Raw genomic sequence first — 24,981 nt, forward strand, 5'->3', positions numbered from 1 at the left:
AGGTTCCATGTCGTACCGCATCCAGATCGCCGAGACGCAGCAGGTCTTTTTCGTTGAACGCGGCGAGACCCTGCTGCAGGCCGCCGGGCGCGCCAGCATCGCCTTGCCGCACGACTGCCAGCTGGGCGGCTGCGGCACCTGCCGCATCCGCCTGCTCGACGGGCAGGTGCGTTATGAAGAGGAACCGTTCGGCCTGGCCCCGGACGAGGCCGCCGCCGGCTTTGCGCTGGCCTGCCAGGCGCAGCCGCTGGGCGACCTGGTCATCAGCACGGCGCGCGACGATGAAGCGTGCGCCGAGCCGGCGCGGTATCGGGCGCTGGTGCAGGCCGTGCGCCCGTTGTCGGCCGACGTCCTGCACATCGAACTGGAAGTGCCGGACACGGGCGCGCTCGACTACCGCCCAGGCCAGTACCTGAAGCTGCTGAGCGAGGACGGGCGCGCACGCAGTTTCTCGATGGCCTCGGTGCCGCGCAACGGACGGGTCGACCTGCATGTGCGGCGCATTCCGGGCGGCGCCTTCACCGACGGCATCCTGCCGCAAATGAAAGCGGGCGACGCCGTTGACGTCGAACTGCCGCTCGGCAGCTTCTTCTACCGCGCCAGGGATTACCGGCCACTGCTGATGGTGGCCACCGGCACCGGGCTGGCGCCGATCAAGGCCATCCTCGAATCGCTGATGGACGATCCCGACTGCCCGCCGGTGTCGCTCTACTGGGGCATGCGCCAGCCGGAAGACCTGTACCTGCACGGCGATATTCCCGCCTGGGGCGAACGGCTGTATGACTTCCAGTACGTGCCAGTGCTGTCCCGTGCCGGCGACGCCTGGCAAGGCCGGCGCGGCTACGTGCACGATGCGGCGCTGGCTGACCTGGGCGACCTGAGCGAGCATGCGATCTATTTGTGCGGCTCCCCAAACATGATTCGCGACGCGCGCGCCGCTTTTATGCAGCGTGGGGCCAGTTCGGATCACATGTACGCGGACAGCTTCACCTTCCAGCATGATTGATAAGACATGGCGGTATACAGGCGGAGGGGTGGTATACAATGACGCCAGCCTTTCCGCTTACGCCTCTGCCGACCCATGTCCATCACTCCGTCTTCTGCCGCGCCCGCCGAGCCGCTGAGCCTCGGTGCCAGCCACTCGCCGTTGTTCGCCCTTGTCACTGACAAGCTGCGCGAAGGCATCCTGAACGGCAAGTACGCTCCCGGCGAGCGGCTGGTGGAGAACAAGCTGTCGGCGGAGCTGGGAGTGTCGCGCATCCCGGTGCGCGAGGCGCTGCGCGCACTGGCCAGCGAAGGGCTGGTGCTGATCGAGCCGCGCCGCGGCGCCTCGGTGGCGAGCCTGTCGCCGGTGATCGCGCGCGAGATGGTGGAGGTGCGCGCGACGCTGGAAGGGCTCAACGCCAAGCTCGCCGCGCAGCGCCGCGACCCGGCGCTGGTTGCGGAGCTGGAAGCCGTGCTGCGCCAGGGCATGGATGCCGCCGCGCAGGGCCGCGCGGATGAACTGCTCACCCTCAATAGCCGCTTCCATGAAGTGCTGGGCACCATTGCCGCCAACAGCGTGCTGCAGGAAATGATGCGTTCGCTGCGCGAGCGCACCGCGGTGCTGTTCGGGCCGGCCAACGTGGTGCGCGCCCGCCAGAACTGGGATGAGCACGCCCAGATCCTGCAGGCGGTCATTGCCGGGGATGCCGACCTTGCCGCCTTGCTGGCCGCCCGCCATGTCCATAGTGCCGCCAAGGCAGCTGACCTCCCGGCGGACGGGCAGGGCAAGGCAGAGGCGGCCTGAGGGCGTCGGGCCCCGGTCTGCTGGCAAAACTGATTAGCGGCCGCTCCAGGCCGCGGCTCTTGCAATAGGCCTGTCTTCTTTTGGCGCGGTGTCGTGCCGTGCCGGATATCCAGCCGCGCCACCGCGCGCGTCGATACTTCACCGCCCCTTGTCCGCCCAGCATTGCGTGCCCGGCAATTGGGCATTGCATGCGCCGTCATGACGCATTGCACCAACTTAGGTATACTGTAGGCATTCCAGATCAATAGGGATTTACCATGCAGTCGCCTGAGCAACGCTATCTTTCGCAACCCGTGGGCCAGCAGCTGTTGCACCACTTTGCCGCGCGCGATGCCGTTCGCCATGCCACGCCGCTGGTGCCGCTGCGCCTGCGCGATATCGGCCGCTTCTTCCTGGCGCTGGGCGGCCGCGCCCCGCGCCGTGGCCATTGCTGATCCAGTCTGACTGACCCGGCGGCGCTATCGCGCCGCCGCTGCCTCCTGGCAGGCGTTCTGTCTGCCGACTCCTCCCTCGTTATACCTTTTCACCGCTGCGTGGTTCAGCGCGCTCGCGCGTGGCATTTTCGCTTGCGCTCCGCGCAATACGGAATATAGTATACCAACGCATTCGCAATACCTCCCGAAACCTGTCCTATACGCCCCCCACCGCGCCGCTGCCGGCGCGGATAACGACAAGGAGTCGATGTGAACCTGTCCGAACGGACTCCCGGCGGTTATGCGCCGTTATGGGAGGTGGCACAGCGGCTCGCTGCCGGCGAAGTCTCCGCGGTAGAACTGGTGGATGCCTGCGAGGCCGCCTGGGGCGACTGGCACGGCATCATCAATGCGCTGGTGCTGTCGGACTTCGATGCCGCGCGTACCGCGGCGCTGGAAAGCGACCGGCGCCGCCGGGCCGGGCAAGCGCGCGGCGTGCTCGATGGCGTGCCGTTCTCGGTCAAGGAATCGTTCGACGTCGCCGGCTGGCCGACCACTTGCGGCAATCCGGCCATGCACGGCCGCGCGGCCCAGCGCGACGCCGTGGTGGTGCAGCGCCTGCGCGACGCCGGCGCCATCCTGCTCGGCAAGACCAACGTCCCGCTCGGCCTGCGTGACTGGCAGAGCTACAACGCCATCTACGGCACCACCCGCAATCCGCACGATCCGTCGCGCACGCCGGGCGGCTCGTCCGGCGGCAGCGCGGCAGCTGTGTGTGCCGGCCTGTCGTATTTCGATGTGGGATCCGATATTGGCTCCTCGCTGCGCAATCCGGCCCACTACTGCGGCATCTTCTCGCTCAAGCCCAGCCATGGCCTGGTGCCACTGGCAGGCCACGGCGTGGGGCCGGCCCGCTTCGGCGAACAGGACATCAATGTTGCCGGACCACTGGCACGCAGCGCGCGCGACCTGGAGCCGGTGCTGCGCGCCATCGCCGGCCCGCACGGCGACGAGGCGCTGCCTTACCGCCTCGACCTGCCAGATTGCCCGCACCAACGGCTGGCCGATTTCCGCGTCGCCGTGTTGCCCACTCATGCGCAGGCTGAAGCCGACGTCGAGGTCGCCGCGCAGATCGAAAAACTGGGCCACTGGCTGGCCGGGCAGGGCGCGCGCGTGGACTGGCACGTGCGGCCGGACTTCGATGCCGCGGAACTGTGGCACGTCTACGTGACGCTGCTGCGCGCGACCACCGCGGTGCACATGGACGACGTGGCCTATGCCGATGCGCTGGACCGCAGCGCAACCGCCGCGGCGGACGACCATGCCTACGCCACCCTCCAGTACACCGGCGCGACCCTGAGCCATCGCGACTGGCTGCGCCTGCAGGTGGCCCGCGAACGCTTTGCCACGGCGTGGCGGCGCTTCTTCTCCACCTATGACGTGCTGCTGTGCCCGGCCGCAGCCACCACGGCCTTCGCGCTGGACGAGGAGGGCGAGCCCTGGCAACGCCGCCTCACCGTCAACGGCCGCGCGCAGCCGATGACCACGCAATTGTTCTGGGCCGGCCATTCCGGGCTGTGCGGGCTGCCTTCGGCGGTCGCGCCGATCGGGCCGGGCACCAGTGGCCTGCCGGTCGGCGTGCAGATCGTCGCCGGCCGCTACCGGGATCTCACCGCGCTGCGCTTTGCCAGCCTGCTGGAAGACGCGGGCTACGCTTTCCGGCCGCCGCCGCGGCCGTCTGTCTTGACGGCGGACCACAACAACTAACACCACACCACACACACCACAGGGAGGGATCATGTTCGACTGGTTCCGTGATTTGTCGCGCATGGAGCGCAAGGGCTTTTATGGCGCGTTCCTTGGGCATGCGGTCGATGTCTTCGACTTCATGATCTATTCGTTCCTGATCTCCACGCTGCTCGGGCAGTGGGGCATGAGCAAGTCGACGGCGGGCGCCATCGTCACATGGACGCTGGTGTCATCGCTGGTGGGTGCGATCGGGGCCGGCATCCTGGCCGATCGCTATGGGCGCGTGCGGGTGTTGCGCTGGACCATCGTGGTGTTCGCGGGGGCCTGCTTCCTGTGCGGGCTGGCGCAGTCGCCGGAGCAGCTGATGGCGTTCCGCATGATCCAGGGCCTGGGATTTGGCGGAGAGTCGTCGCTATGCATGGTGCTGGTGACGGAGATGATCCGCAACCCGGCCCATCGCGGCAAATACTCGGGTTTTACCGCCAGCAGCTACTCCTTCGGCTGGGGCGCGGCGGCCATCGTGTACGCGATCGCCTTCAGCGTACTGCCGGCGGAGACTGCGTGGCGGGTCTGCTTCTTCCTCGGCATCCTGCCGGCGCTGGTGGTGGTCTACCTGCGCCGCAACCTGGAAGAGCCGGAAATTTTCCTGAAGAGCCGGGCGGCCGGCCGGCAGGGGACGGCGCTGGCAGGCCTGGGCCGGCTGTTCCGCGGGCCGCTGCTATCCAAGACCTTGCTGTGCAGCCTGCTTTCCGGCGGGATGCTGGGCGCGTACTACGCCATCGCCACGTGGTTGCCGACCTTCCTCAAGACCGAGCGCGGCCTGTCGGTGTTCGGCACCAGTACTTACCTGGCGGTCACTATCATCGGCTCACTGATCGGCTATGTGGCGGGCGCGTACGCCACTGACCGCTGGGGCCGTCGGCTGACGTACATCGCCTTCGCGGCCGGGGCGTTCGTGGCGGCGCTGGTCTATATGGTGATCCCGGTGTCGAATACGTCGATGCTGTTCCTCGGTTTTCCGCTCGGCATCCTGATGCAGGGCGTGTTCGCCGGCATCGGCGCGACCATCTCCGAGTCTTATCCCAACGATATCCGGGCGACGGGGTACGGCGTGTCATATAACGCCGGCCGGGTGATCGGCTCGCTGTTCCCGCTGTCGGTGGGGTGGCTGAGCACGGGGCACACCTCGCTGCCGATCGCGATCGCCATGGTGGTGGGTGTCGGCTACGCGATGGTGGTGGTCGCCGCGGTGCTGCTGCCCGAGACCACCGGCATGGACCTGGGGCAGGCGGGCGGCGGCGGGGAGAAGGAAGAGAGCCCGCCGCTGGCGCAGCCGGCAGGCACGGTCGCCTGAGGCCGGTCCGGGTGCCAAGGGCGCGCCGCGCGCCCTTGGAATTTGGCGATGGAATAGTTTATCGCTGATCCGCTGGATTGGCCCCTCTCGCATACACGACACTTGCCAGTCCCGAGCGACCTCAAGGCATCACCGGAGGATGGTAGGAAAGGGTCGCAGCGAAGGCCCATAGCATGAACAGCACCAGCGGCGCATGCGCCAGCAACTGGGTGAAGGTGAAGCCGACCACGTCCTTGGCCCGGATGCCGAGCACACCGAGCAACGGCAGCATCCAGAAAGGATTGATCAGGTTCGGCAGCGCTTCAGCGGCGTTGTAGACCTGAACTGCCCACCCAAGGTGGACCTTCAGCTCGTTGGCGGCCTGCATCACATAAGGTGCCTCGATGATCCACTTGCCGCCGCCGGACGGTACGAAGAAGCCGAGCACAGCGGAATACACGCCCATGACCGCCGAGAACGACTCCGTGGTGGCCATCGAGACAAAGGCCGACGCCAGATGGTGCGAGAGCGTAGCGCCGTCGACGCCTGTTGCCTTGGCATGCAGCCGGCGCGGCAACGCCCGCACCGAAGGAAGCAAGGGCGGTACCCGACTGCGGATTCAACCGGTCGATGCAACACACTAAAGGCTTTGCGAGCCTGAGGGGTGCTGCAAATGAAACAAAGACGGCGGATCTACTACTCCGAGACTCAAAAGGCACTGATGTGGGAACGGTGGCGCAAAGGTGACACGCTTGCGCAGATTGCCCGACTGTTCGATCGCTACCACTCATCGATACAAGGGGTTCTCGCGAGGACCGGCGGGATACAGCCAGCGCAACGACATCGCTCTAGGCTGGCCTTGACGCTCGCCGAACGAGAGGAGATTTCGCGCGCAGTAGTCGCTGGCCACTCCATCCGATCCGTAGCAGCCCGGCTAGGGCGTGCTCCTTCTACTGTCAGCCGCGAGGTCCGGCGAAATGGTGGCAGACAGGGCTATCTGGCGAACCAGGCTGACCAGCTCGCCTGGGAGCGCGCACGGCGCCCAAAGGCATGTAAGCTCGTCAGGAATCAGACACTCGCCCAGGTGGTGGCAAGCAAGCTTCGAATGCAGTGGTCGCCAGAGCAGATTGCGGGTTGGCTTAAGCACGTGTATGCGGTCAACAAGGACTATCAGGTGTCGCACGAGACAATCTATCGGAGCCTCTACATCCAGGCCCGTGGTGCGCTTAAAAGAGAGTTGCTGGAACACCTACGGCGTTCTCGAGCCATGCGTAGATCGCGCCAACACACACTGAAGACCGACGACCGTACGAACATCCGAGATGCCGTATCGATCAGTGAACGCCCTGCCACGGCAGAGGATCGTGCGATACCCGGGCACTGGGAAGGCGATTTGCTGTTCGGCAGCGCCAACAGCCAGATTGCGACACTCGTCGAGCGCCAGACCCGGTTCGTGATGCTGGTGAAGATTGCCAGCAAGGACTCCGAGGCTGTAGTCAACGCCCTGATCAAGCACGCTGGCAAGCTGCCGCAGGAGCTGTACAAGTCGCTGACTTGGGATCGTGGCACGGAGATGGCTGGTCACAAGCGTTTCACCGTCGCCACGGACATCCAGGTCTACTTCTGCGATCCCCAGCATCCGTGGCAACGCGGTTCCAACGAGAACACGAATGGCCTCTTGAGACAGTACTTGCCGAAAGGCACCGATCTCTCAGCCTATTCGCAAGCCAAGCTCAACGCCATCGCCAGGCGGCTCAACGAACGCCCGCGCAAGACACTAAACTTCGATACACCGGCTGAACGATTCCATCAAGCTGTTGCATCGACCGGTTGAATCCACAACCCGTTGCCGACGTTCGACCCCGCGCGGCCCCAGTGGCCGTCTTCAAGGGCACAACAGCCATTCTGACCGCCTTGGTTAGTGGCGCGTTGTCGGCCATCGCGGACGCCCGCTCACTTGAGTCCCAACGCGGCAGCGAAACGTAGTCAGGCGTTGTGCTTTCTTCGTGCTTGCTTGCTGCGAAATGGAACCGGCACGGTGTCCGACGACAAATCCGTTTCCGGGTACCGCTCAAAAGTCTGTTTCACTAGTTGACGCAACCACACTATCGCCGGATCGTGGTGAAACCGCGGATGCCAGTACTGGCTCAGCGCGTAGGGAGGCAACGCCACGGGTGGCTTTACCACACGCACGATGCCGTAGCGGCTGAAGACGTTCGCCAGCTCTTCAGGCACTGTGGCAATCAGCTCCGGTTGCTGCTCCATCAGCAGTGGAATAGTAAGGAAGTGAGGGGTATGAAGATAGATATTGCGCTTGAGCCCATGGCGTTCGAATGCCTCATCGTAGGAGGGGCTTGATCGGCCGGCGAGGCTGACGGCGACGTGTGGCATCGACTCGAATTGTTCGAGCGTCAGGGCGTCGCGTACCTGCCTGTTCTTCTTGCTGACGATGGTCACGAAGCCATGCATGAATAGCTGCTGCTGAAACAGCGATTCCGGCGCAGTTTGCACGGAACCCAGGAGCAGATCAGCATCACCCGATGCAAGCAGCGCTTCGATTTGCGGAATCGGCACCTGCAGCGTTCGCAATTTGCAATACGGCGCCACCACGCGCAGCCGCTTCATCAGCGGCGGCAGGAACACCAGCTCACCCATATCGGTCATGCAGAGCGTGAAGGTGCGCTGCATCGATCCCGGATTGAAGCTCGCCTGCGGCAGCACGCGCGTGCGCATTGCGGTCATGACATCGAGGATGGTCTCTGCCAGCGCTTCGGCCTTGGTCGTTGGCGTCATCCCTGCGGATGTCTTGACGAACAGCGGATCGTCGAAGTACTCGCGCAAGCGGTTCAGGGCATGACTCATTGCGCTCTGCGTGAGGCCGAGCTGCTGCGCAGCGCGCGTCACGCTGCGTTCGCGGAGCATGGCGTCGAACACCGTGAGCAGGTTGTAGTCGAAATCGTCAGTATGCATGGCATACATTCCATCAATGACCGGCATGATATTGACGCATGTTGGCGTCTTACCTAACCTCCTGTCAACACGCCTCGCAGAGGGCGTTCACTCACAGGAGACACGCAATGTTCGTCAGGAACACCTGGTATGTGGCTGGCTGGGACAATGAGGTCGGCGCAAGCGATCTGTTCAGTCGTACGATCATTGGCATTCCGGTACTGATGTACCGGTCCGAGGACGGTACGCTTCACGCGCTGGAGGACCGTTGCTGCCATCGCGGAGCGCCGTTGTCGATCGGTCGGCGTGAAGGCGACTGTGTGCGCTGCATGTACCACGGCTTGAAGTTCGACACGTCGGGCCAATGCGTCGAGGCGCCAGCGCAGCAACGAATTCCGCCACAGGCGCGTGTGCGCGTATTTCCGGTAGTCGAGCGCAACCGCTGGATCTGGATCTGGATGGGCGATCCCGAAGCGGCGGATCCTGATGTGATTCCCGATACGCACTGGCTCGCCGATCCCGCTTGGCGCAGCCTCGACGGGTACATTCACTACGACGTGAACTATCTGTTGATCGCCGACAACCTGCTCGATTTCTCGCACTTGCCGTTTGTGCATCCCACCACGCTCGGTGGCGGCGAGGACTATGCCGCCGCGCAGCCCAAAGTCGAGCGACTGGAGGATGGCGTGCGCATTACGCGCTGGACCATCAATACGGAAGCCCCGCCATTCGCGAAGCAAGTGAAGAACTGGCCCGGCAGGGTCGATCGCTGGAATATCTACAACTTCACGATTCCGGCCATCCTGCTGATGGATTCGGGCATGGCGCCCACGGGCACCGGTGCGCCTGACGGCATGCGTGTCGATGCTGCCGAGTTTCGCGGTTGCCAGGCGCTGACGCCGGAGACGGAAACCTCCACGCATTACTTCTTCGCACATCCCCACAATTTTGCGATCGACAATCCGGAGGTCACGCGTTCGATTCACCAAAGCGTGGTCACAGCGTTCGATGAGGATCGCGACATCATCACGGCGCAGCAACGTTCGCTGGCGCTGGCACCCGGCTTCAAGATGGTCCCATTTTCCATCGACGCGGCGTTATCGCAGTTCCGGTGGGTCGTCGAACGCAGGCTTGCCGAGGAGTCTGCGCAGACCCGGGACGGCCAGACCAGGGTGGCATGATGGAACTCCTCGTGACTGGCCTTCGGCTGGAAGCGAAGGCGTGCTCGGAGTCGAGCTTCAGCATCGTTCGCGTGAGGTGTTGCCGCCGTTTGAACCGGGCGCACACGTCGACGTCGGCTTTCCAAATGGCCTGACGAGGCAGTATTCGATTGCCAGTTCGGCGACCGACAGGACGCGCTATTGGCTCGGCATCGGCCTGGCTGCGGCTTCTCGCGGCGGCTCTCGTTTTGTCCATGAGCAGTTGCGGCTCGGTGATTGCCTACAAGTGGGCGCGCCACGATCGCTGTTCGGCTTGGAGGAGGCGGCTGCAGGCCATCTGTTTGTAGCAGGAGGCATCGGCATTACGCCGATCCTGAGCATGATCCGGCGGTGTATCGACCTCGGTTACGCGTGGAGTCTGCTGTATTGCGTGCGCTCGCGGCGCCATGCCGGGTACCTTGAGCAGCTCGCGCCGTTTGCGGATCGGATCGTGTTGCATGCCGATGACGAACAGGACGGCCGGGCCGACCTCGAGGCGGCGTTGCGGCAGATGCCATCGGGCTGGCATGTCTATACCTGCGGGCCTGTTGCCATGATGGATGCGGTGTGCGGTCACGCGCAGACGCTCGGCATCGATCCTCTTGCTGTGCATGTCGAACGGTTCAGCGCCGATCCGCAAGTGACCGCCGAACGCCACGCGTTTCAGGTGCGTCTGCTCAAGCATGGGGGACGATTCACGGTCCCGCAAGACGCCAGCATTCTTGAGGTGCTTGAGGCGAACGGCGTATGCCTGCCGTCTTCCTGCCGCGAGGGGTTGTGTCGAAGCTGCGAAGTCCCGCTGGCTTCCGGCGTGGCCGATCATCGCGACTACGTGTTGGGCGAAGATGAGCGCATCGCAAACAAGTCGATCTTGATCTGCGTCTCTCGAGCGAAGTGTGCGGAGCTGGTTTTGGACATATAAGCACGCGAGGAAGGGTATCGATTTGAGGCAGATGCCTGCTTTGGTCGATGAAGCGACCAGCGTCGTCGACCAACGAACGACCGCTAGCTTGGCTGGAGTTGACGTTCGAACGACTTCGTGATCGTGCGGACCAACGGCGCTTCCTGGCCGGGAAGCGCCCTCGGGCATCAGGCGGCTAGTCTGCCTGTGAAGGCGGGAGCCATGCCAGTCAGCCACGTGTCGCGGTGCATCTCGAAAGACTCGTCATTGAATTTTCAGTGCGTTATCACGTACGGATCACCCTCGCATAGCCCGGTTCTAACGATGCGACGCTCGCGGCCAAGCCAAGCGTCACCTCGGCCATGCGAACATAGTCAAGGGTCGCGGAGACATCATGCGCGCTGTGGTAGTGCGGATTACGCAGGTAAGCGGTGTCCGTCACCATGATGGCGGGATAGCCGTAGCGCCAGAATGACGAGTGGTCGCTCAATGCGACACCAGGCACCCACCACGGCAGCGCTGCTGCTTCCAGCGGAAAACTCGACGAGGCCTCGAACGCGTCAACAAGCCACCGAAGCTGACGCGCCGAGCGAAGATTGGACACGAAACCGATAAAGTTGCCCTGCGTCGGATAGAAGTAACGCAGTAATAACGGATACCTTTGAGTACCCGGTTCCTGCCGGTAGTAGCCAAGCATCTCGAGCGAAAGCATCAGGCGAATGCAATCCCCACGCCGCCGCGCGGCGCTCGCGTATCTGAGGCTTCCCATGTCGCTGCGGAAGAAAAATGGCGCCTCTTCGTTCACGAACGCGACGCAGCGCACGCTATATCGGGGCAAGAGCGTGAGGAGCGTCCCGGTTATCTCGAGCAGCGCAGCGACACCACTGGCGTTGTCGTCGGCGCCGGGGCTGCCCCGAACGGTGTCGTAATGCGCACCCAGCACGATCAGTTCGTCAGGCTGAGCGCTGCCAGCAACCTCAACCTCGATATTGGCGCAGGGAACACCATGAACCTGATAGTTCTGACGCGTCACTGTGCAGCCGTACCCAGTCCACTGCTCCTCGATATAGTCGGCCGCTGCGTGCAGCGCGCCAGGCCGGAACACGTTGCGCTCGCCGATTTCGCCCGAAAACATCCGTACATGGCGCTCCAATGCAGCGGCCAAGTCGGCGACGTGTGCAGTCCGCATGCTTTTTGCTCCACCCGTTCACACAGGAATCTCGCCATTGAAGGATCGGACGGTATCTCAAACCAGCCCAAAGGCCACTCCATTATGGACGCCTAACGCCCCCAGGGACCTGCGCGGAGCAACCCTCAATTTTGGCGCTACAAGCGATTGTCGAGACCTGATCGGCGAAGGGCGGTCCGTTTACGGGGAGGGGGATGGCTACGGCGGTTTCCAACCCAAGGGGCTGGGGGTGTCATGTCCATTGCCCCAGCCCGTGGAGCTGATTCATTCAAAGCTGGGAGTCAATCCCCCGTGATTTTTCCCAGCTCGATCACCTTCTTCCAACGCGAAAACTCCGACGCCTGAAACGCGGCGAATTGTTCTGGCGTATTGGCGACGATCTCGAAGCCGACGTCGAGCAATTTCGACTTGACTGCCGGATCGTTGAGCGCGGCAACGGTGGCGGCGTGCAGCTTTGACTTGATGTCGGCCGGAAGGCCCCTGGGCGCGGCCACTGCTTGCCAGGAGTAGACCGTCACTCCCTTTACGCCGGACTCCTCCATGGTCGGCACGTTGGGCAGGATAGGTGATCGCTTCGTGCTGGTGATGCCCAGCGCGCGTAGCTTGCCCGCCTTGATATGGGGGACCGCGGTATTGATGTTCATGAAGGTGGCATCGACCTGTCCGCCAAGCAGGTCGTTCATCGCCGGGGCACCGCCCTTGTAGGGAACGTGGATGCCGGTGGTGCCGGTCTGCTGCCAGAACAGTTCGGCGGTGAGATGGTCGCTCGTGCCATTGCCGGCCGACGCGAATGTCATCTTGCCGGGATCCGCCTTCTCATAGGCGATGACGTCCTGTACGGTTTTGAAGCGGGAATTGGCAGGGACTGCCAGGACGTTCGGCGCCTGCACGGCGACGCTGATGTACTCGAAGTCCTTGAGCGGATCGTAGCCAGCGTTCTTCGACAGATGCGGGCCGATAACGAATGGGCCAAGCGACGACACGAAGACCGTGTAGCCATCGGCCGGCGCGCGCTTGACGATGCCGGCGCCGATCATTCCGGCGGCGCCCGGCCGGTTGTCGACCACGAAGCTGCCGCCGAATTCGGCCTGGAACTTCACGCTCAGGATACGCGCGACGTTGTCTGTCGAGCCTCCGGCAGGGAAAGGGACCAGCACCGTGACGGGCTTCTCCGGCCACGCCGCCTGGACCCCCGTCATGGCAACCGTCAACAGCATGGACGCAATTAGTTTTCTCATATTCTGTCTCCTCTGGGTGGGGTAAGGCGGGGTACGTCAGTTGCGCTGGCCGAATTCGGCCTGGTGGCGGGTCCAGGCGCGGGCCTGTTCGCTGATGGTGACCCCGAGGCCCGGCCTCGTCGGCACGATGATCCGTCCGTCGCGGATCTCCAGTCGCTCATTGAACAGGGGCTCCAGCCAGTCGAAGTGCTCGACCCAGGGCTCGCGAGGGTAGGCTGCGGCAAGGTGCACGTGCAGTTCCATGGCAAAGTGCGGCGCAATCATCAGGCCCGCATGCTCGGCCAGCGCGGCGACCTTGAGGAACGGCGTGATGCCGCCCACCCGCGGCGCGTCCGGCATCAGGTAGTCCGCGGCGCGATGGCGGATCAGCTCGCAGTGTTCGGCCGCGCTCGTCAGCATTTCGCCGGTCGCGATCGGCGTGTCGAACTGCGTCGCCAGCGCGGCATGGCCCTCGTGGTCGTAGGCATCCAGCGGCTCCTCGATCCAGACGAGGTTGAAGGACTCGAAGGTGCGGCACATGCGTTGCGCCGTGGGACGGTCCCACTGCTGGTTTGCGTCGACCATCAGCGGCACCGCGTCGCCGAGCTGCTCGCGCACGGCCGCCACGCGCCGGATGTCGAGCACGCCGTCAGGCTGCCCAACCTTGAGCTTGATCCCGCCGATGCCACGCTCTACCGAAGCCGCCGCGTTGACCAGCAACTGGTCCAGCGGCGTGTGCAGGAAGCCACCGGAGGTGTTGTAGCAGCGTACGGCATCCCGATGGGCACCCAGCAGCTTTGCCAGCGACAGGTCTGCCCGCTTCGCCTTCAGGTCCCAGAGCGCGACATCGAATGCCCCGATGGCCTGCGTCGACAGCCCGCTGCGCCCGACCGACGCACCGGCCCAGCAGAGCTTGTCCCACAGTTTCGCAATGTCATTGGGGTCTTCGCCGATCAATGCCGGGGCGATTTCGCTGGCGTGGGCAAACTGCCCGGGCCCGCCGGCGCGCTTGGAGTAGCTGAAGCCGATACCTTCATGGCCCTGGGCGGTCCGGATCTCGGCAAAGAGGATGGCCACCTCAGTCATCGGCTTCTGGCGGCCGGTCAGAACCTTGGCGTCGCTGATCGGCGTGGCCAGCGGGAGATAGCACGACGAGAGCCGGATCGAGGCAATGGTGTCGGAAGAAGCGGTGGTAGGGGTCGTCATGGGATGCCTGCAATGAAAAGAAGGGACCTGGCAATGGTATCGAGCCGTCGCGTCGCGCGACGATGCTATGATAACGTTATCATTTCTAGGCGGACGAGATTGATATAATCAGTGCGCCAGTCGCCGTGAAATGGTACGTGCCGTCCCGCAAAGCCACCGGACAAGCCGGTGACCGACGGGGTGGAGGAAATGCTAACGTTGTCATTTTGGCGCGTCAACCGCCGTCATGCAAAAGGCCGGTAGCGATTTACCCTGAGTCAGGAACCGAATGTCGAATACCGATGGACCGAAATCCGTCACGCTGCACGACGTGGCGCGGGAGGCCGGCGTCTCATTGATCACCGCCTCGCGCGCGCTCAGCAACCCCGGCATGGTGTCGGAAAAGACCATCGCGCGGGTGCGTCGGGCCGTGGAAGTGACGGGCTACATCCCCAACCTGCTGGCGGGTGGGCTGAAGTCGAAACGTAGCCTGATGGTGGCCGCGCTCGTGCCGAACATCGCGGTGGCGCAGTTCCTGCCAACCGTCAAAGCGCTGACCGATGCGCTCGACGCTGCGGGCTACCAGTTGATCCTGGGGCAGACCGGTTATGACCATGCGCGCGAGGAAGCCCTGCTCGGCACCATGATCAGCCGCCGTCCAGACGGGATCGTCGTCACCGGGCTGGTTCACTCGCAGGCGGCCCGCGAGCGTCTGCGCCGTGCCGGCATCCCGGTCGTCGAGACTTGGGATCTCAGCGACCGTCCGGTCGATATGGCCGTGGGCTTCTCGCATATGAAGGTGGGCAGTGCCATTGCAGGCTACTTCCTCGGCAAGGGTTGGCGCCGGCTGGGCATTGCAACCGGTGACGATCACCGCGCATCGGTGCGGCGCGAAAGCTTTGTCTCGACGATCGGGCACGACGTCCCCACGGTCATTGTGCCGGCGCCGAGCAGTCTGGCCCTGGGTCGCCAGGCCCTCGCCGATCTTCTGGAGAAGGATCCGAGGATCAGAGCCATTTATTGCAGCTCGGATCAGCTCGCGCAAGGTGTCATGGTCGAAGCGCTCGCGCGCGGGCTGCGCATCCCCGAGGACCTGGCGGTCTGTGGCTTCGGCGATGCCGATTTCGCCGCACACCTGAATCCGTCTCTGACGACGGTGCATGTGGACGGGGCCGCCATAGGCACACTGGCAGCTCGCCTGCTGGTAGACCGCTGCCACGGCCAGGCAGCAGCCCAGCCTGTGATCGACGTGGGGTTTCGCATCGTCGAACGCGGGTCGACATGACGTGACCATAGGCGCGCTCTTCCTTGGAATCTCATTTCAATGTCACGACCGTAAGCGAGACTCGAACCTGCTCTGAGGGTGTCTTTCAACAACCGCTTACGATGAAACGACTTGGATCGCTGGCTAGCGAAAGTCCGTTAGCTAGGCTGAACCGACGTCCGAACGACCGAGTGATCGCGCGGACCACCGGCGCCTCATGGCCGGCCGCGGCCGTCTCTGACCGACCGAGGCCGTGTGGAAACGTCTCTCGAATCGCACCAATGCGCATCCCCTCCGGGGCATCGCCTGTCTTATCGAATTTTCGGCCATTTCGCTCGCGGGACGACGTCGAAACGGGTGCGAACAGCCCTATACGCCCCTGAGGGCGACCTTTAGCCCATTTTTTGGGCGCAAATGGGTGCTTACGCACCCACCAGGCGCATGGCCTTCATTGTTTTCGAGAACCCGAGAATTCGAAGGACGCGCTTGAGGTTGTACGCCAGAACATGCAGGCTCATTTCAGTACCTACTTTCGGTAGCGTACGCGTTAGGAAATGCGTGTAGCCCATCCAATGTTTGAAGGTTCCGAAGACATGCTCGACGGTTCGTCTGCGAACCGTCATTGCATCCGGCGTCTTGTCGAGCCGGCGCTGGACGGCCTCCAGCACTTCCTCATGCTCCCACCTGGAGATGCGCCGGTATGGACTCGGCGTGCATTGAGACCGCATGGTGCACTGAGGACAAGCACTACTCCAATAGCGGCGTAGTTGCAGTCCATGTTCTTCTCTGGTGAAACGGTATATCGCACGTTCACCGGCGGGACATTGATATTCATCGTCTCGGACAATGTAGATGAAGTCCGCCCGATCAAATCGACCTCCCGCCTTCGCGCTGGACGTCGTTGGCTTGGGCAAGATGGCAGCAACTCCCGTATCCGCACATGCCTTGATCTCCTGCGCGCTGAAGTAGCCACGATCAGCTATGGCTTTAAGCCTGGTCTTACCCATCGCATCGCGAGCGGCACGAGCCATCGAGCTGAGTTGCGCCCGATCACTGCCAATATTGGTGACCTCATGAGCGACGATTAGATGGTGCTTGGCATCTACGGCCATCTGTACGTTGTAGCCGACCATTCCAGAGCCCTTGCCACTTGTCGCCATCGAGCGCGCATCAGGATCGGTCATCGAGATCTGACCATCTGGCAGCGTCTTGAGCTCTTCTTTTATCTGGTCAAGGCTATGCATCTGCCGACGCAGTTGCGCAATCTTCTCGCGCAGTCGAGTTGTCTTGAGTTCTATCTCCGCTGGCTGCGTGCGATCCGCAGTCTCCAGGGCGCTCAGATATCGCTGGATGCTTTCCTCGATTTGCTGCTGGCGCGTGTCGACCTTGCCCGCGGTGAAATTGCGGTCCCGCGTGTTGACTGCCTTGAACTTGCTGCCGTCGATGGCGACCAGGGCCTGCGAGAACAACTTTAAATCGCGGCACAGAACGACGAAACGACGGCAGACATTGCGAATACCCGTGCCGTTATCCCGGCGGAAGTCTGCAATCGTCTTGAAATCCGGCGCCAGTCGACCGGTAAGCCACATCAGCTCTATATTGCGTTGGCATTCGCGCTCCAGACGGCGGCTGGACTGGACCCGGTTGAGGTAGCCATAGATGTATATCTTCAGCAGGACGGCAGGATGATATGAGGGGCGACCTGTAGTCGAAGGATTGGCACCTTCGAACTCGAGCGACTCGAGATCCAACTCTTCAACAAACGCGTCAATGATCCTGGCGGGGTTATCCTCGGCGATGAAATCATCGAGGCACTCTGGAAGCAGCGTAGCTTGCTTGCGGTCTTCTCCCTCTATGAATCGCTTCATCCGGTCCCCCAATCTGAATGCGTTGATCCAGTCTAGGTGATCGAGACGTTTTCACACACCCTCGACCCGGAGCGGCCATTCGTGGCGCAGGATCGCGCGGCAAATGCGGTCCCTCAACGTTCGACATGCGCGGACGGCCTCAAGCGCAGCTTGAGGCCGTCCGCTCGATGGAGGGATTAGGCGTTGGGCTGCTCATATTCATGAAGTAGCTTCTCGGCCCATTGATGCAATGACGAGTATGCGACGCTCCTCGAGGGATCGTCGTGCCAGTAGTGCAGCAACTTACCCCTGAGATCCCCGACGGTTTCGTATACCACGAAGTCTCCTGCGTCGTTGGTCAGAACAGGGAGCCATGAAGCGCACCAGGGCTCCATAAACTCCGACAACGGATCAGCAAAGAACAAGCGCTCGCTGAAAACTTCCCTCACTGATAGAAGCCGACGATTGTTCTTCGGACTGAGCGGGGAATTCCAAGCTTGTCCATCATGCCAGTCGAACAGTATTAGAAGGTCTTCTGGCAGTCGGTCACCCTCTGCGAGGGTGCTGGCGAGTGCAGCCAAGTCTGCTGCCTGCGCGGGCGATCGAAGCGTCGTATGCACTTCGGTAGGAAAGACCTGGTCGAGCTTGGCTAGAACTGCCATCAGCTCGGCTCTCGCGTCTTTATTCGTTGCGCTCATTGTCGACAAGCCCTCACCTTCTGCGCCTAACGTTCGACATGATCGGCAGCCAAACAGCGCAGCAGTTTGGATGTCCGCTCGATGGAGGGGTTAGGTTCCACTCTACGCGAACCCGACGGCCTTGGCCGTGAGAGGAGGCATGCCATACAGGAACTCGAACTTGTACTTACCTGATCTATCGAACTCGCACGTCAAGTGAGTCCAAGCCTCCCCGCCGCCTGCCGCTGCCTTCTGCAACTCGAGAAGCAGGTCCAGCACCTCCAAGGAGGGAGAGTAGTCGACTTTTCCGTCTGCTGCATGGCAGACGGAAACGTACTTCTCGAATGTCTCGCCCTGCCACACGGAGTGCTCATAGTGAAGCTTGTAGCTAGCCCACACCTGCGGTAGTTCACTCGCGATCCGTTCGACGATGCAATCTTGAAGGCGCAGAACCGCCGAAGGCCCCAGTGGGACCGACGGTTCTTTGACAGGTGGACCTTTGAACAAGCGGCGGAAGAAAAGCAGCATTGTGGAACCTAACGTTTGCGTTCAGGCGCGGCCCGCTAGGGCCGTCGCCACGGCAGCGAATTGTTAGAGATCATTGCTCAAACTCGCTGAATGTTGTCCGCGTGAAAAATGCGACGCTCTGGTCCGGGGTAAGACCATACCTTCTGCCCACCCTAATTGCGACGTCATGGTATTCGGATAAGTCGGCGGTTGGGGAGAGCTTTGCCGTTTCCGAATCGATCTCTTTGAATAGAGTCTTTTCATGTGCGGTGAGTTTATGCCGAAACAGGGCATTAGAGTTATCGGGGCGATGAATTGCCAGAATGGGATATGTTTCAAGGACAGATTCAGCCATGGCTGTTATTGGCCCCACTAACAAAGCGATGGTTAGGACGATGCTCTTCATGATCTCTAACGAGTTGTACAGGGCAATGAAGTCCCGTTTATCACGACCCATGTCGCTGTAACACGGCGACGCCGGGCGACCCTAGCTTGTTGACGCATCTGCTGCCACCACAGCGCCGCCCTTGCGAGCGACGCCGCTGATCGATCAATTGCGCGAGTGTTTCCGTGGCCTGCACTATACCCGCAGAACCGAGCTGGCCACTTCAGCAGGAGCAAGGCCCTCATCCGAGGTCACGGCCTGCTCCACGCCAACACGATAGGTGGCTCGGAGGTCGAGGCGTTCCTCAGGCATTTGGCGGCGAGCATCAGCTCGGGTTGCTGCCCCGCGAGGCCGGCAAGTGACGACGATGCATGTCCGCTCTTCGCGAAGACTGAGCACGGGCCTGCGAAAGTCCCCTCCTGGCCGCTAGCTGCCTTCGCCGAGCGACCTCAAGGCATCACCGGAGGATGGTAGGAAAGGGTCGCAGCGAAGGCCCATAGCATGAACAGCACCAGCGGCGCATGCACCAGCAACTGGGTGAAGGTGAAGCCGACCACGTCCTTGGCCCGGATGCCGAGCACACCGAGCAACGGCAGCATCCAAAAGGGATTGATCAGGTTCGGCAGCGCTTCAGCGGCGTTGTAGACCTGCACTGCCCACCCGAGGTGGACCTTCAATTCGTTGGCGGCCTGCATCACATAAGGTGCCTCGATGATCCACTTGCCGCCGCCGGACGGCACGAAGAAGCCGAGCACAGCGGAATACACGCCCATGACCGCCGAGAACGACTCGGTGGTGGCCATCGAGACAAAGGCCGACGCCAGATGGTGCGAGAGCGTGGCGCCGTCGACGCCTGTGGCCTTGGTCAGGATATAGGCGATGCCGCCGTACAGCGGGAACTGAATCAGGACGCCGGCCGTGGATGGCACCGACTTCGCTACGGCGCGCAGGAAGCGCTTCGGGCGCCAGTTCAGCAGCATGCCGAGCAGCAGGAACAGGAAGTTGTAGGTATTCAGGTTGGAGATGGCGAGGATCGGATTTTTGGTGGAAAACTCCTGGTAGAGCCAGCTCGCGCCCATGGCGACCAGAGCCAACGTCAGGATCGGACTGTATTCCAGCCATTCGCCCGGCCGGGATGGCCGCGCGACAAAGTCATCGGCATCGTTCAGGTCGACCCCCATATCTGCCGCCGTGCGGGCATGCGCCTCGGCAGGGGCCGAGAAGTACGCCACTGCCAGCGACACGACGATCAGCACGGCGGTCATCGCCATGGATTGCCAAAGAAAGATCGTATCGGAGATCGGGATGACCCCGGTGATATCCAGCAGCGATTTGGGCAGGCTGGCGGGATTGGCCTGTAGTTGCGCGGCGGAGGAACTGAGCCCCAGTGCCCAGGTTGCCCCCATGCCGAGGTAGGCTGCCGCGCTGGCTGCCCTGTAGTCGACACGGAAGCCGCGGCGCCTGGCGATGGCGCGCACCAGCAGGCCACTGAAGATCAGGCTGATCGCCCAGTTGAGCAGCGATGTCGACAGGCTCACGAGTGCCACGAAGGCCACGGCGCCGCGCGCCGTGCGCGGCAAGGCTGCGAGGCGTCCGATCAGCATGGCTGCCGGCGGCGACACCGCCACCACGTAGCCGGCGATTGCGCCCACGACCATCTGCATGGTGAATGGGATCAGGCTCCAGAAGCCGTCGCCGAAGGCCTTCGCCACGGCCGGCGCTGGCGCGCCCACCCTCATGGCGCCCAAGGCCACCACCACCACGGCGATGGCCGCGAAAACATACGAGTCCGGGAACCACCGCTCGGACCAGTCCGTCACCCGTATCGCCAGGCGTTCCAGCGCGCCTTGCTGTCGCTTCCCGGCATCCGCGAATGCCATGCTTGTCGTCTCTTTCATGCTGATCTCCTTGGCAGTTTCCTTCATCGTTCTAATGGTTCGCTACGGCCTCGAAACACATGGCGGCCGCGGCCAGGTCTTCCAGTGCGGTCCCCACCGCCTTGAACACCGTGATTTCCTGCTCCGAGCGTCTGCCCGCATGCCCGGCACGGCACAGGCCGGCCAGGTCGCTGCGGATGTCTTCGCGGGCGATCACGCCGTTGGCGATGGGCGACATCAGGTCGCCGGCCTTGCACACGGCCTCGTCTGTATCGACAAACACCGAGGTGCCGTCGAAGCACGCGTCATCGGCCTCCCGCATGGCGGGCGTGAAGCCCCCGATCAGGTCGACATGGGTGCCGGGGCGGAGATATTCCCTCCGGATCAGCGGCTCGGTGGACAGTGTTGCCGCGCTGACGATATCGACTGCACAGGTGTCGGCATCGAGCCGGTCGACCACATGGGCATCGAAGCCGTCGGCGCACAGGTGTGCGACCAGCCGATGGGCCAGGGCCGCGTCGATATCCCATATGCCGACGCGTCGTATCTGGCGCACTGTGCGGTAGGCATACGGAAGCAGGCTGGCAACGCGGCCGGCGCCGAGCACCAGCATCGAACTTGCCTCTTTGCGGCTCAGGAAGGAGGCCGCGAGCGCCGACGCCGCGGCTGTCCGCCGGGACGTAATCTCATTGCCGTCGATCAACGCCAGCGGCTTGCCTGTCTCCGCGCGGTACAGGATGTAGGTGGAGTAAAGCCCCGGCAGCTTGCGCCGGTGGTTACCGGGATAGACGCACACGGTCTTGACGCCCATGTACCCGCTTGCCGCACTCCACGCCGGCATCAGCAACAGCGTGCCCGGCTCGCCCGGCGCAGCGGTGACCGTATGGTTGTGCCGCAGCGGCACCTCGCAACCGGACGCGAAGGCGTCCTTCAGGACTGTGACAAGGCGGTCGAACGGCAGGGACGCCCGCGTGGTGGGCGCATCGATATTCAGCATGGCGATAGCTCTTCAAAAGAATGGGAATGGCGATTCATGCGTCAATGACGAGGTCGCTTGCAGGCACCGCCTGGCACGCCAGGCATATGCTGGGGTCATCGGACGCCTCGCCATGCAGGTGGTGTACGGTCCCGGATACGATCCGGATGGCGCAGCTCTCGCACTGGCCGACGCGGCAGCCGCTGGGCAACCCAATGCCAAGCGCCTCGGCAAAGCCAAGCAGTGGACCGTGTTCGGAGCGCCACGCGTGGGTGGCGTCCGACTTGCGGAACCGGACCTGGAAGGCCTGCCCGGCCTCCATCCGTGGCGCCGCCGGCGAGCGGAAAATCTCCTTCTGGATATCGAAGCGCGGCACGCCCCTGGCGGCCAGCCCGGCGGCAAACGCCGTCATCATGGCGTCAGGCCCGCACATGTAGACCAGCGGGCGCGAGGCCAGCAGCGCATCCGGCACGGCCGCCGCGGAGACGCGCCCTTGCACCTGGAAGTCGCGGCCGAGGATGTCGCCATCCGCGGGAGCGTCATAGAAATTGATTACGGTGAGTGCAGGGATCAATCCTTCCAGTTCGCGCAGCCGGTCCCTGAAGGCGTGCGTGGTGCCGTTCTGGTTCGCATACAGCAGCAGCATTCGGGGCGGCTCCTGTTGATCGACGAGCGATTCCAGCAGGTTGATGAATGGAGTGATGCCGATGCCGCCGGCAAGCAGGACCAGCGGTCTCGCCGTACGTGTCGGCATGACGAATGTGCCGGCGGGCGCGCGCAGCTCGATGGTGTCGCCGACCGCAAGTTGCGTATTGATGAAGGACGAGGCGACGCCGGACACCGCCTCGCCGCTGGCGAGGCGGGTCCTGGCATGCCTCACGGCGATCGCATAGCCGCGGCGGTCCGCGACGGCCGCGGGTCCGGTCAGCGAGTACGAGCGAACCACCTCCTGCCTTCCCGTGCCGACAAAGAACCTGATGGTCACGTGCTGGCCTGGCAGGTAGTCCGGCAGCCTGCCGCCGTCGGCAGGCTCCACGTGCACGGCGGTCACATCGTCGGCTTCCTTGCGCAGCGCGACGATGCGGAACGGGCGATATCCCTCCCAGTGCCTGCGCCGTATATCGAACGCGGCGTCGCGTTCCACGTTGCAGCGGCAGGATCGCAGCGGCGAGGAGCCGCTGACCGGATCCTGGCGGGCCGCATCGATCAGCGCGTTGAAGTTCGCGCTGTCCGTGCCAAGCGCGCCGGTGGGCTGCTGACCCATGGCATCGCACCCTTGCCACCATCCATACTCGCCAACCAGCACGGCAGGATGCAGCCCCGGCTGGACGCGCGCGGTAAATCGCGCGCTGGCGGCCGGCGTCGACACCCGGACGGGATCTCCCGTGCGGATATCCCTGTCCGCGGCGATCTCGCCGGAAATATCGAGCTGCGGCAGCATTGCCTTGCGACGCAAGGACGCCACGGTGCGCTGTTGGCTGTGGCAGTAGTAGCCGTTCTTCGCCGACGTCATCAGATAGGGAAACGATCCGCTGGCCTGTTCTGTGTCGTCCCATGCCGGTTCCGGCAGGCCGGGCAGCGGCGGGTAGCCATGCCGCAGCAGGCGCTCGGAATAGAGCTCGACCAGCCCGGTCGGCGTATTGAAAGGCCGACCGTCGGTGGCGGCGGCGTACTTCATCTCCATGTCCTTGACTGGCACGCGAATCCCTTCCGGGGCGTCGCGCAGCCCCGCCAGGGTCAGCCCCATCGGTGCCAGCATGTGGTTCCAGCCGGCTTCGAGGCTGCCGCCGAAAAAGGCATCGCCGAGCCCGATACGCGCGGCCAGCGCGAACACGATGTCGTTGTCCGAGCGGGCTTCGCCGCGCGGCGCGACCATGCGCTGGCGCAACTGCACGAGCTGCTCGGCCGCGGCGGACACCTCGAAGCCGATCCGCAGGCCCTCGCGTTCCCAGGGCGTGTTCACCGGCAGCAGGATGTCCGCGTACCTGGCACTCGGGTTCTCGAACAGGTCGCAATGCACGTAGAACTCCAGTTCGCGCAGGGCCTGCTCGCCGTGGGCCACATCGGGCTGCGATAACAGCAAATTGGTCCCGAACGCAATCAGCGACGTGACCGCATAAGGAGCCTTGTCCGTGATCGCGCGGTAGAGGTCCCGTGCCGTGACCCAGCCTTGCGCCGGCGGACCGAGCGGGCGCGAATCCAGCCCCAGCGCCTTGCGTGCTTGATCCGCGCTCAGCAAGTCGAACCGGCTTACCGCGTTGAACGGCGGCTTGCGATAGACACGATTGCCGCCGCGGCGGTCGAAGCTGCCCGTCAGCGCATACAGGCAGGCAATGGCGCGCTCCGTCTGTGTGGCGTTCTCATGCTGGCCGACGCCGGACCAGGCGTGATACGCGATGCGGCCGGACGCGCCGATCAGGGCTGCCGCACGCCGGATGTCGCCCTCCGCGATCCACGTCAGCGCGGCCGCGCGCTCGACCGGATAGCTTGCGCACTCCGCCGCATACAGATCGAAGGCCGGCTGGCACAGCAGGGCTTTCCCTTCGCCGCCGCCCCTCAACGGGATGGCAAAGGTACCGCGCAGCGCGATGTGCCCCGCGTCATCGAGCGCGTTGCCGGCCGGCACCGCCATGCGCTGGCGCGCGTCCCACACCAGCAGGCTGTCCGCATTGGCCAGGCCGATGTCGCCCCCGCGCAGGAAGGCACCGTTGTCCTGGCGCACGAGTAACGGGCCATTGGTCCAGCGCCTGACAAAATCGATGTCGAACGCGTTGGCTTCGATCATCAGATTGGCCAGCGCCATGGCCAGCGCAGCATCGCTGCCGGGCTTGACGCGCAGCCACTGGTCGGCGTCGTCCGCCAGGGCCGTCTGCCGCGGGTCCACCACGATGAGCCTGGCGCCGCCCGCCCGCCCGGCACCGATCGCTTCTGCCTGCGACAGCCACGTATTGGTCGGGTTGTGGCCCCATAGCAGGATCAGTTCGGCATTGCGGTAGTCCGCGGTCGGCATACCGCAGCCGAAGGTGAAGGCGTGTGCGAAGTCCTTATGCCAGTTGCAGATCTCGGTGGCGTAGCAGATGTTCGGGCTGCCATAGAGGCGGACAAAGCGCTCGATCCAGTCAATGCTGTCCGACAGCGGTGTGCCGCTGGGCGTCGTCACCGAGAACGCCACCGACTCGGCGCCGCGCATGGCGCGCGTGCTCAGCAGGCGCTCGGCGATCTCGTCGAGCGCCTCGTCCCAGGAAATACGCACCCAGCCCGGATCGTCCGCCCCTTTCGGGGTGGTCCTGCGCACGGGGTACAGGACGCGATCGGCGCTGTGCACCAGTTCCGGGGCGGCCTTGCCCTTCAGGCACATCGCCTTGCCGGTGGGGTGGTCGCCGTCGGGGCGGACCGTGACCAGCGTCTCGCCGTCGACGACGTTGATCGTGCCGCAACGGGAACGGCACAACGTGCAAAACCCCTTCTTTTCTACTTCGCTCATCGCCAGATCCCAGCAACTTGTCTTCGAGCTGGATGCTAGC

General features: G+C 63.6%; 20 protein-coding genes and 1 pseudogene. 9 read left to right on the forward strand and 12 right to left on the reverse strand.

Features of this window, described 5'->3' with window-relative positions; all coding sequences use genetic code 11:
• Positions 1–7: 7 nt before the first annotated feature.
• From RS901_RS25035 to RS901_RS25055, 5 genes are all read left to right on the forward strand, one after another.
• Positions 8–1,006, forward strand: coding sequence for a 2Fe-2S iron-sulfur cluster-binding protein (locus tag RS901_RS25035; protein WP_316156833.1), 999 nt, complete (start codon positions 8–10; stop codon positions 1,004–1,006).
• Between the two features lie 75 nt (positions 1,007–1,081).
• Positions 1,082–1,789 (forward strand): GntR family transcriptional regulator, encoded by a 708-nt coding sequence (locus tag RS901_RS25040; protein WP_316156834.1) that lies wholly within the window; start codon positions 1,082–1,084, stop codon positions 1,787–1,789.
• A 257-nt stretch (positions 1,790–2,046) separates the two neighbouring features.
• Positions 2,047–2,223 (forward strand): hypothetical protein, encoded by a 177-nt coding sequence (locus RS901_RS25045; RefSeq protein ID WP_316156835.1) that lies wholly within the window; start codon positions 2,047–2,049, stop codon positions 2,221–2,223.
• A 249-nt stretch (positions 2,224–2,472) separates the two neighbouring features.
• A complete protein-coding gene (locus RS901_RS25050; RefSeq protein WP_316156836.1) occupies positions 2,473–3,969 on the forward strand; it encodes an amidase in 1,497 nt (498 codons plus the stop codon).
• A 31-nt stretch (positions 3,970–4,000) separates the two neighbouring features.
• Positions 4,001–5,305: an MFS transporter gene (locus RS901_RS25055; protein ID WP_316156837.1), complete on the forward strand. Its 1,305-nt coding sequence runs from the start codon at positions 4,001–4,003 to the stop codon at positions 5,303–5,305.
• Between the two features lie 121 nt (positions 5,306–5,426).
• Here RS901_RS25055 and RS901_RS25060 read toward each other — a convergent pair.
• A pseudogene (locus RS901_RS25060) lies at positions 5,427–5,840 on the reverse strand (TIGR00366 family protein); the annotation flags it as partial.
• 117 nt (positions 5,841–5,957) lie between these two features.
• On the opposite strand from RS901_RS25060, the gene RS901_RS25065 reads away from it, so the two are divergent.
• Positions 5,958–7,118 carry an IS30 family transposase gene (locus RS901_RS25065; RefSeq protein ID WP_316153661.1) on the forward strand — a complete coding sequence of 387 codons (1,161 nt, stop codon included), beginning with the start codon at positions 5,958–5,960 and terminating at the stop codon, positions 7,116–7,118.
• Positions 7,119–7,270: 152 nt separating this feature from the next.
• On the opposite strand, the gene RS901_RS25070 is transcribed toward RS901_RS25065, so the two are convergent.
• On the reverse strand, positions 7,271–8,254 hold the full coding sequence (locus RS901_RS25070; protein ID WP_316156838.1) for a LysR family transcriptional regulator: 984 nt from the start codon (positions 8,252–8,254) through the stop codon (positions 7,271–7,273).
• Between the two features lie 107 nt (positions 8,255–8,361).
• On the opposite strand from RS901_RS25070, the gene RS901_RS25075 reads away from it, so the two are divergent.
• Positions 8,362–9,414, forward strand: coding sequence for an aromatic ring-hydroxylating dioxygenase subunit alpha (locus tag RS901_RS25075; protein ID WP_316156839.1), 1,053 nt, complete (start codon positions 8,362–8,364; stop codon positions 9,412–9,414).
• 40 nt (positions 9,415–9,454) lie between these two features.
• Complete coding sequence (locus RS901_RS25080) at positions 9,455–10,354, forward strand: PDR/VanB family oxidoreductase (RefSeq protein ID WP_316156840.1); 900 nt, start codon at positions 9,455–9,457, stop codon at positions 10,352–10,354.
• A gap of 265 nt (positions 10,355–10,619) precedes the next feature.
• On the opposite strand, the gene RS901_RS25085 is transcribed toward RS901_RS25080, so the two are convergent.
• From RS901_RS25085 to RS901_RS25095, 3 genes are all read right to left on the reverse strand, one after another.
• A complete protein-coding gene (locus tag RS901_RS25085) occupies positions 10,620–11,522 on the reverse strand; it encodes a M28 family peptidase (protein WP_316156841.1) in 903 nt (300 codons plus the stop codon).
• Positions 11,523–11,803: 281 nt separating this feature from the next.
• Positions 11,804–12,760 carry a tripartite tricarboxylate transporter substrate binding protein gene (locus tag RS901_RS25090; RefSeq protein ID WP_316156842.1) on the reverse strand — a complete coding sequence of 319 codons (957 nt, stop codon included), beginning with the start codon at positions 12,758–12,760 and terminating at the stop codon, positions 11,804–11,806.
• A gap of 36 nt (positions 12,761–12,796) precedes the next feature.
• On the reverse strand, positions 12,797–13,945 hold the full coding sequence (locus RS901_RS25095; protein WP_316156843.1) for an L-talarate/galactarate dehydratase: 1,149 nt from the start codon (positions 13,943–13,945) through the stop codon (positions 12,797–12,799).
• A gap of 268 nt (positions 13,946–14,213) precedes the next feature.
• Between RS901_RS25095 and RS901_RS25100 the strand changes: the two genes are divergently transcribed.
• Positions 14,214–15,209 (forward strand): LacI family DNA-binding transcriptional regulator, encoded by a 996-nt coding sequence (locus tag RS901_RS25100; RefSeq protein WP_316156844.1) that lies wholly within the window; start codon positions 14,214–14,216, stop codon positions 15,207–15,209.
• Between the two features lie 401 nt (positions 15,210–15,610).
• On the opposite strand, the gene RS901_RS25105 is transcribed toward RS901_RS25100, so the two are convergent.
• From RS901_RS25105 to RS901_RS25135, 7 genes are all read right to left on the reverse strand, one after another.
• Positions 15,611–17,056, reverse strand: a complete 1,446-nt coding sequence (locus tag RS901_RS25105) for an IS1182 family transposase (protein ID WP_316154986.1) — start codon at positions 17,054–17,056, stop codon at positions 15,611–15,613.
• 176 nt (positions 17,057–17,232) lie between these two features.
• The gene (locus tag RS901_RS25110; protein WP_316156845.1) at positions 17,233–17,733 is read right to left on the reverse strand and encodes an SMI1/KNR4 family protein; all 501 of its coding nucleotides are present in this window, start codon (positions 17,731–17,733) and stop codon (positions 17,233–17,235) included.
• Positions 17,734–17,835: 102 nt separating this feature from the next.
• Positions 17,836–18,240, reverse strand: a complete 405-nt coding sequence (locus RS901_RS25115) for a hypothetical protein (RefSeq protein WP_316156846.1) — start codon at positions 18,238–18,240, stop codon at positions 17,836–17,838.
• Between the two features lie 70 nt (positions 18,241–18,310).
• Complete coding sequence (locus RS901_RS25120) at positions 18,311–18,625, reverse strand: hypothetical protein (protein WP_316156847.1); 315 nt, start codon at positions 18,623–18,625, stop codon at positions 18,311–18,313.
• A gap of 428 nt (positions 18,626–19,053) precedes the next feature.
• Entirely contained in the window at positions 19,054–20,502 is a 1,449-nt protein-coding gene (locus RS901_RS25125) for a short-chain fatty acid transporter (protein ID WP_316156848.1), read from the reverse strand.
• Positions 20,503–20,533: 31 nt separating this feature from the next.
• Entirely contained in the window at positions 20,534–21,478 is a 945-nt protein-coding gene (locus tag RS901_RS25130) for an ornithine cyclodeaminase family protein (protein ID WP_316156849.1), read from the reverse strand.
• Positions 21,479–21,512: 34 nt separating this feature from the next.
• Positions 21,513–24,941 carry a molybdopterin-dependent oxidoreductase gene (locus RS901_RS25135; RefSeq protein WP_316156850.1) on the reverse strand — a complete coding sequence of 1,143 codons (3,429 nt, stop codon included), beginning with the start codon at positions 24,939–24,941 and terminating at the stop codon, positions 21,513–21,515.
• Between the last annotated feature and the right edge of the window lie 40 nt (positions 24,942–24,981).

Source organism: Cupriavidus sp. BIC8F (assembly GCF_032465815.1).
Classification (GTDB): domain Bacteria; phylum Pseudomonadota; class Gammaproteobacteria; order Burkholderiales; family Burkholderiaceae; genus Cupriavidus; species Cupriavidus necator.

Bases quoted from the DNA above. Each gene is read 5' to 3' on its own strand.
- RS901_RS25100 (WP_316156844.1), top strand. From the start codon at position 14,214: ATGTCGAATACCGATGGACCGAAATCCGTCACGCTGCACGACGTGGCG.
- RS901_RS25090 (WP_316156842.1), bottom strand. From the start codon at position 12,760: ATGAGAAAACTAATTGCGTCCATGCTGTTGACGGTTGCCATGACGGGG.
- RS901_RS25135 (WP_316156850.1), bottom strand. From the start codon at position 24,941: ATGAGCGAAGTAGAAAAGAAGGGGTTTTGCACGTTGTGCCGTTCCCGT.
- RS901_RS25105 (WP_316154986.1), bottom strand. From the start codon at position 17,056: ATGAAGCGATTCATAGAGGGAGAAGACCGCAAGCAAGCTACGCTGCTT.
- RS901_RS25070 (WP_316156838.1), bottom strand. From the start codon at position 8,254: ATGCATACTGACGATTTCGACTACAACCTGCTCACGGTGTTCGACGCC.
- RS901_RS25075 (WP_316156839.1), top strand. From the start codon at position 8,362: ATGTTCGTCAGGAACACCTGGTATGTGGCTGGCTGGGACAATGAGGTC.
- RS901_RS25120 (WP_316156847.1), bottom strand. From the start codon at position 18,625: ATGAAGAGCATCGTCCTAACCATCGCTTTGTTAGTGGGGCCAATAACA.
- RS901_RS25095 (WP_316156843.1), bottom strand. From the start codon at position 13,945: ATGACGACCCCTACCACCGCTTCTTCCGACACCATTGCCTCGATCCGG.
- RS901_RS25055 (WP_316156837.1), top strand. From the start codon at position 4,001: ATGTTCGACTGGTTCCGTGATTTGTCGCGCATGGAGCGCAAGGGCTTT.
- RS901_RS25040 (WP_316156834.1), top strand. From the start codon at position 1,082: ATGTCCATCACTCCGTCTTCTGCCGCGCCCGCCGAGCCGCTGAGCCTC.
- RS901_RS25130 (WP_316156849.1), bottom strand. From the start codon at position 21,478: ATGCTGAATATCGATGCGCCCACCACGCGGGCGTCCCTGCCGTTCGAC.
- RS901_RS25110 (WP_316156845.1), bottom strand. From the start codon at position 17,733: ATGAGCGCAACGAATAAAGACGCGAGAGCCGAGCTGATGGCAGTTCTA.
- RS901_RS25115 (WP_316156846.1), bottom strand. From the start codon at position 18,240: ATGCTGCTTTTCTTCCGCCGCTTGTTCAAAGGTCCACCTGTCAAAGAA.
- RS901_RS25125 (WP_316156848.1), bottom strand. From the start codon at position 20,502: ATGAAAGAGACGACAAGCATGGCATTCGCGGATGCCGGGAAGCGACAG.
- RS901_RS25065 (WP_316153661.1), top strand. From the start codon at position 5,958: ATGAAACAAAGACGGCGGATCTACTACTCCGAGACTCAAAAGGCACTG.
- RS901_RS25045 (WP_316156835.1), top strand. From the start codon at position 2,047: ATGCAGTCGCCTGAGCAACGCTATCTTTCGCAACCCGTGGGCCAGCAG.
- RS901_RS25085 (WP_316156841.1), bottom strand. From the start codon at position 11,522: ATGCGGACTGCACACGTCGCCGACTTGGCCGCTGCATTGGAGCGCCAT.
- RS901_RS25035 (WP_316156833.1), top strand. From the start codon at position 8: ATGTCGTACCGCATCCAGATCGCCGAGACGCAGCAGGTCTTTTTCGTT.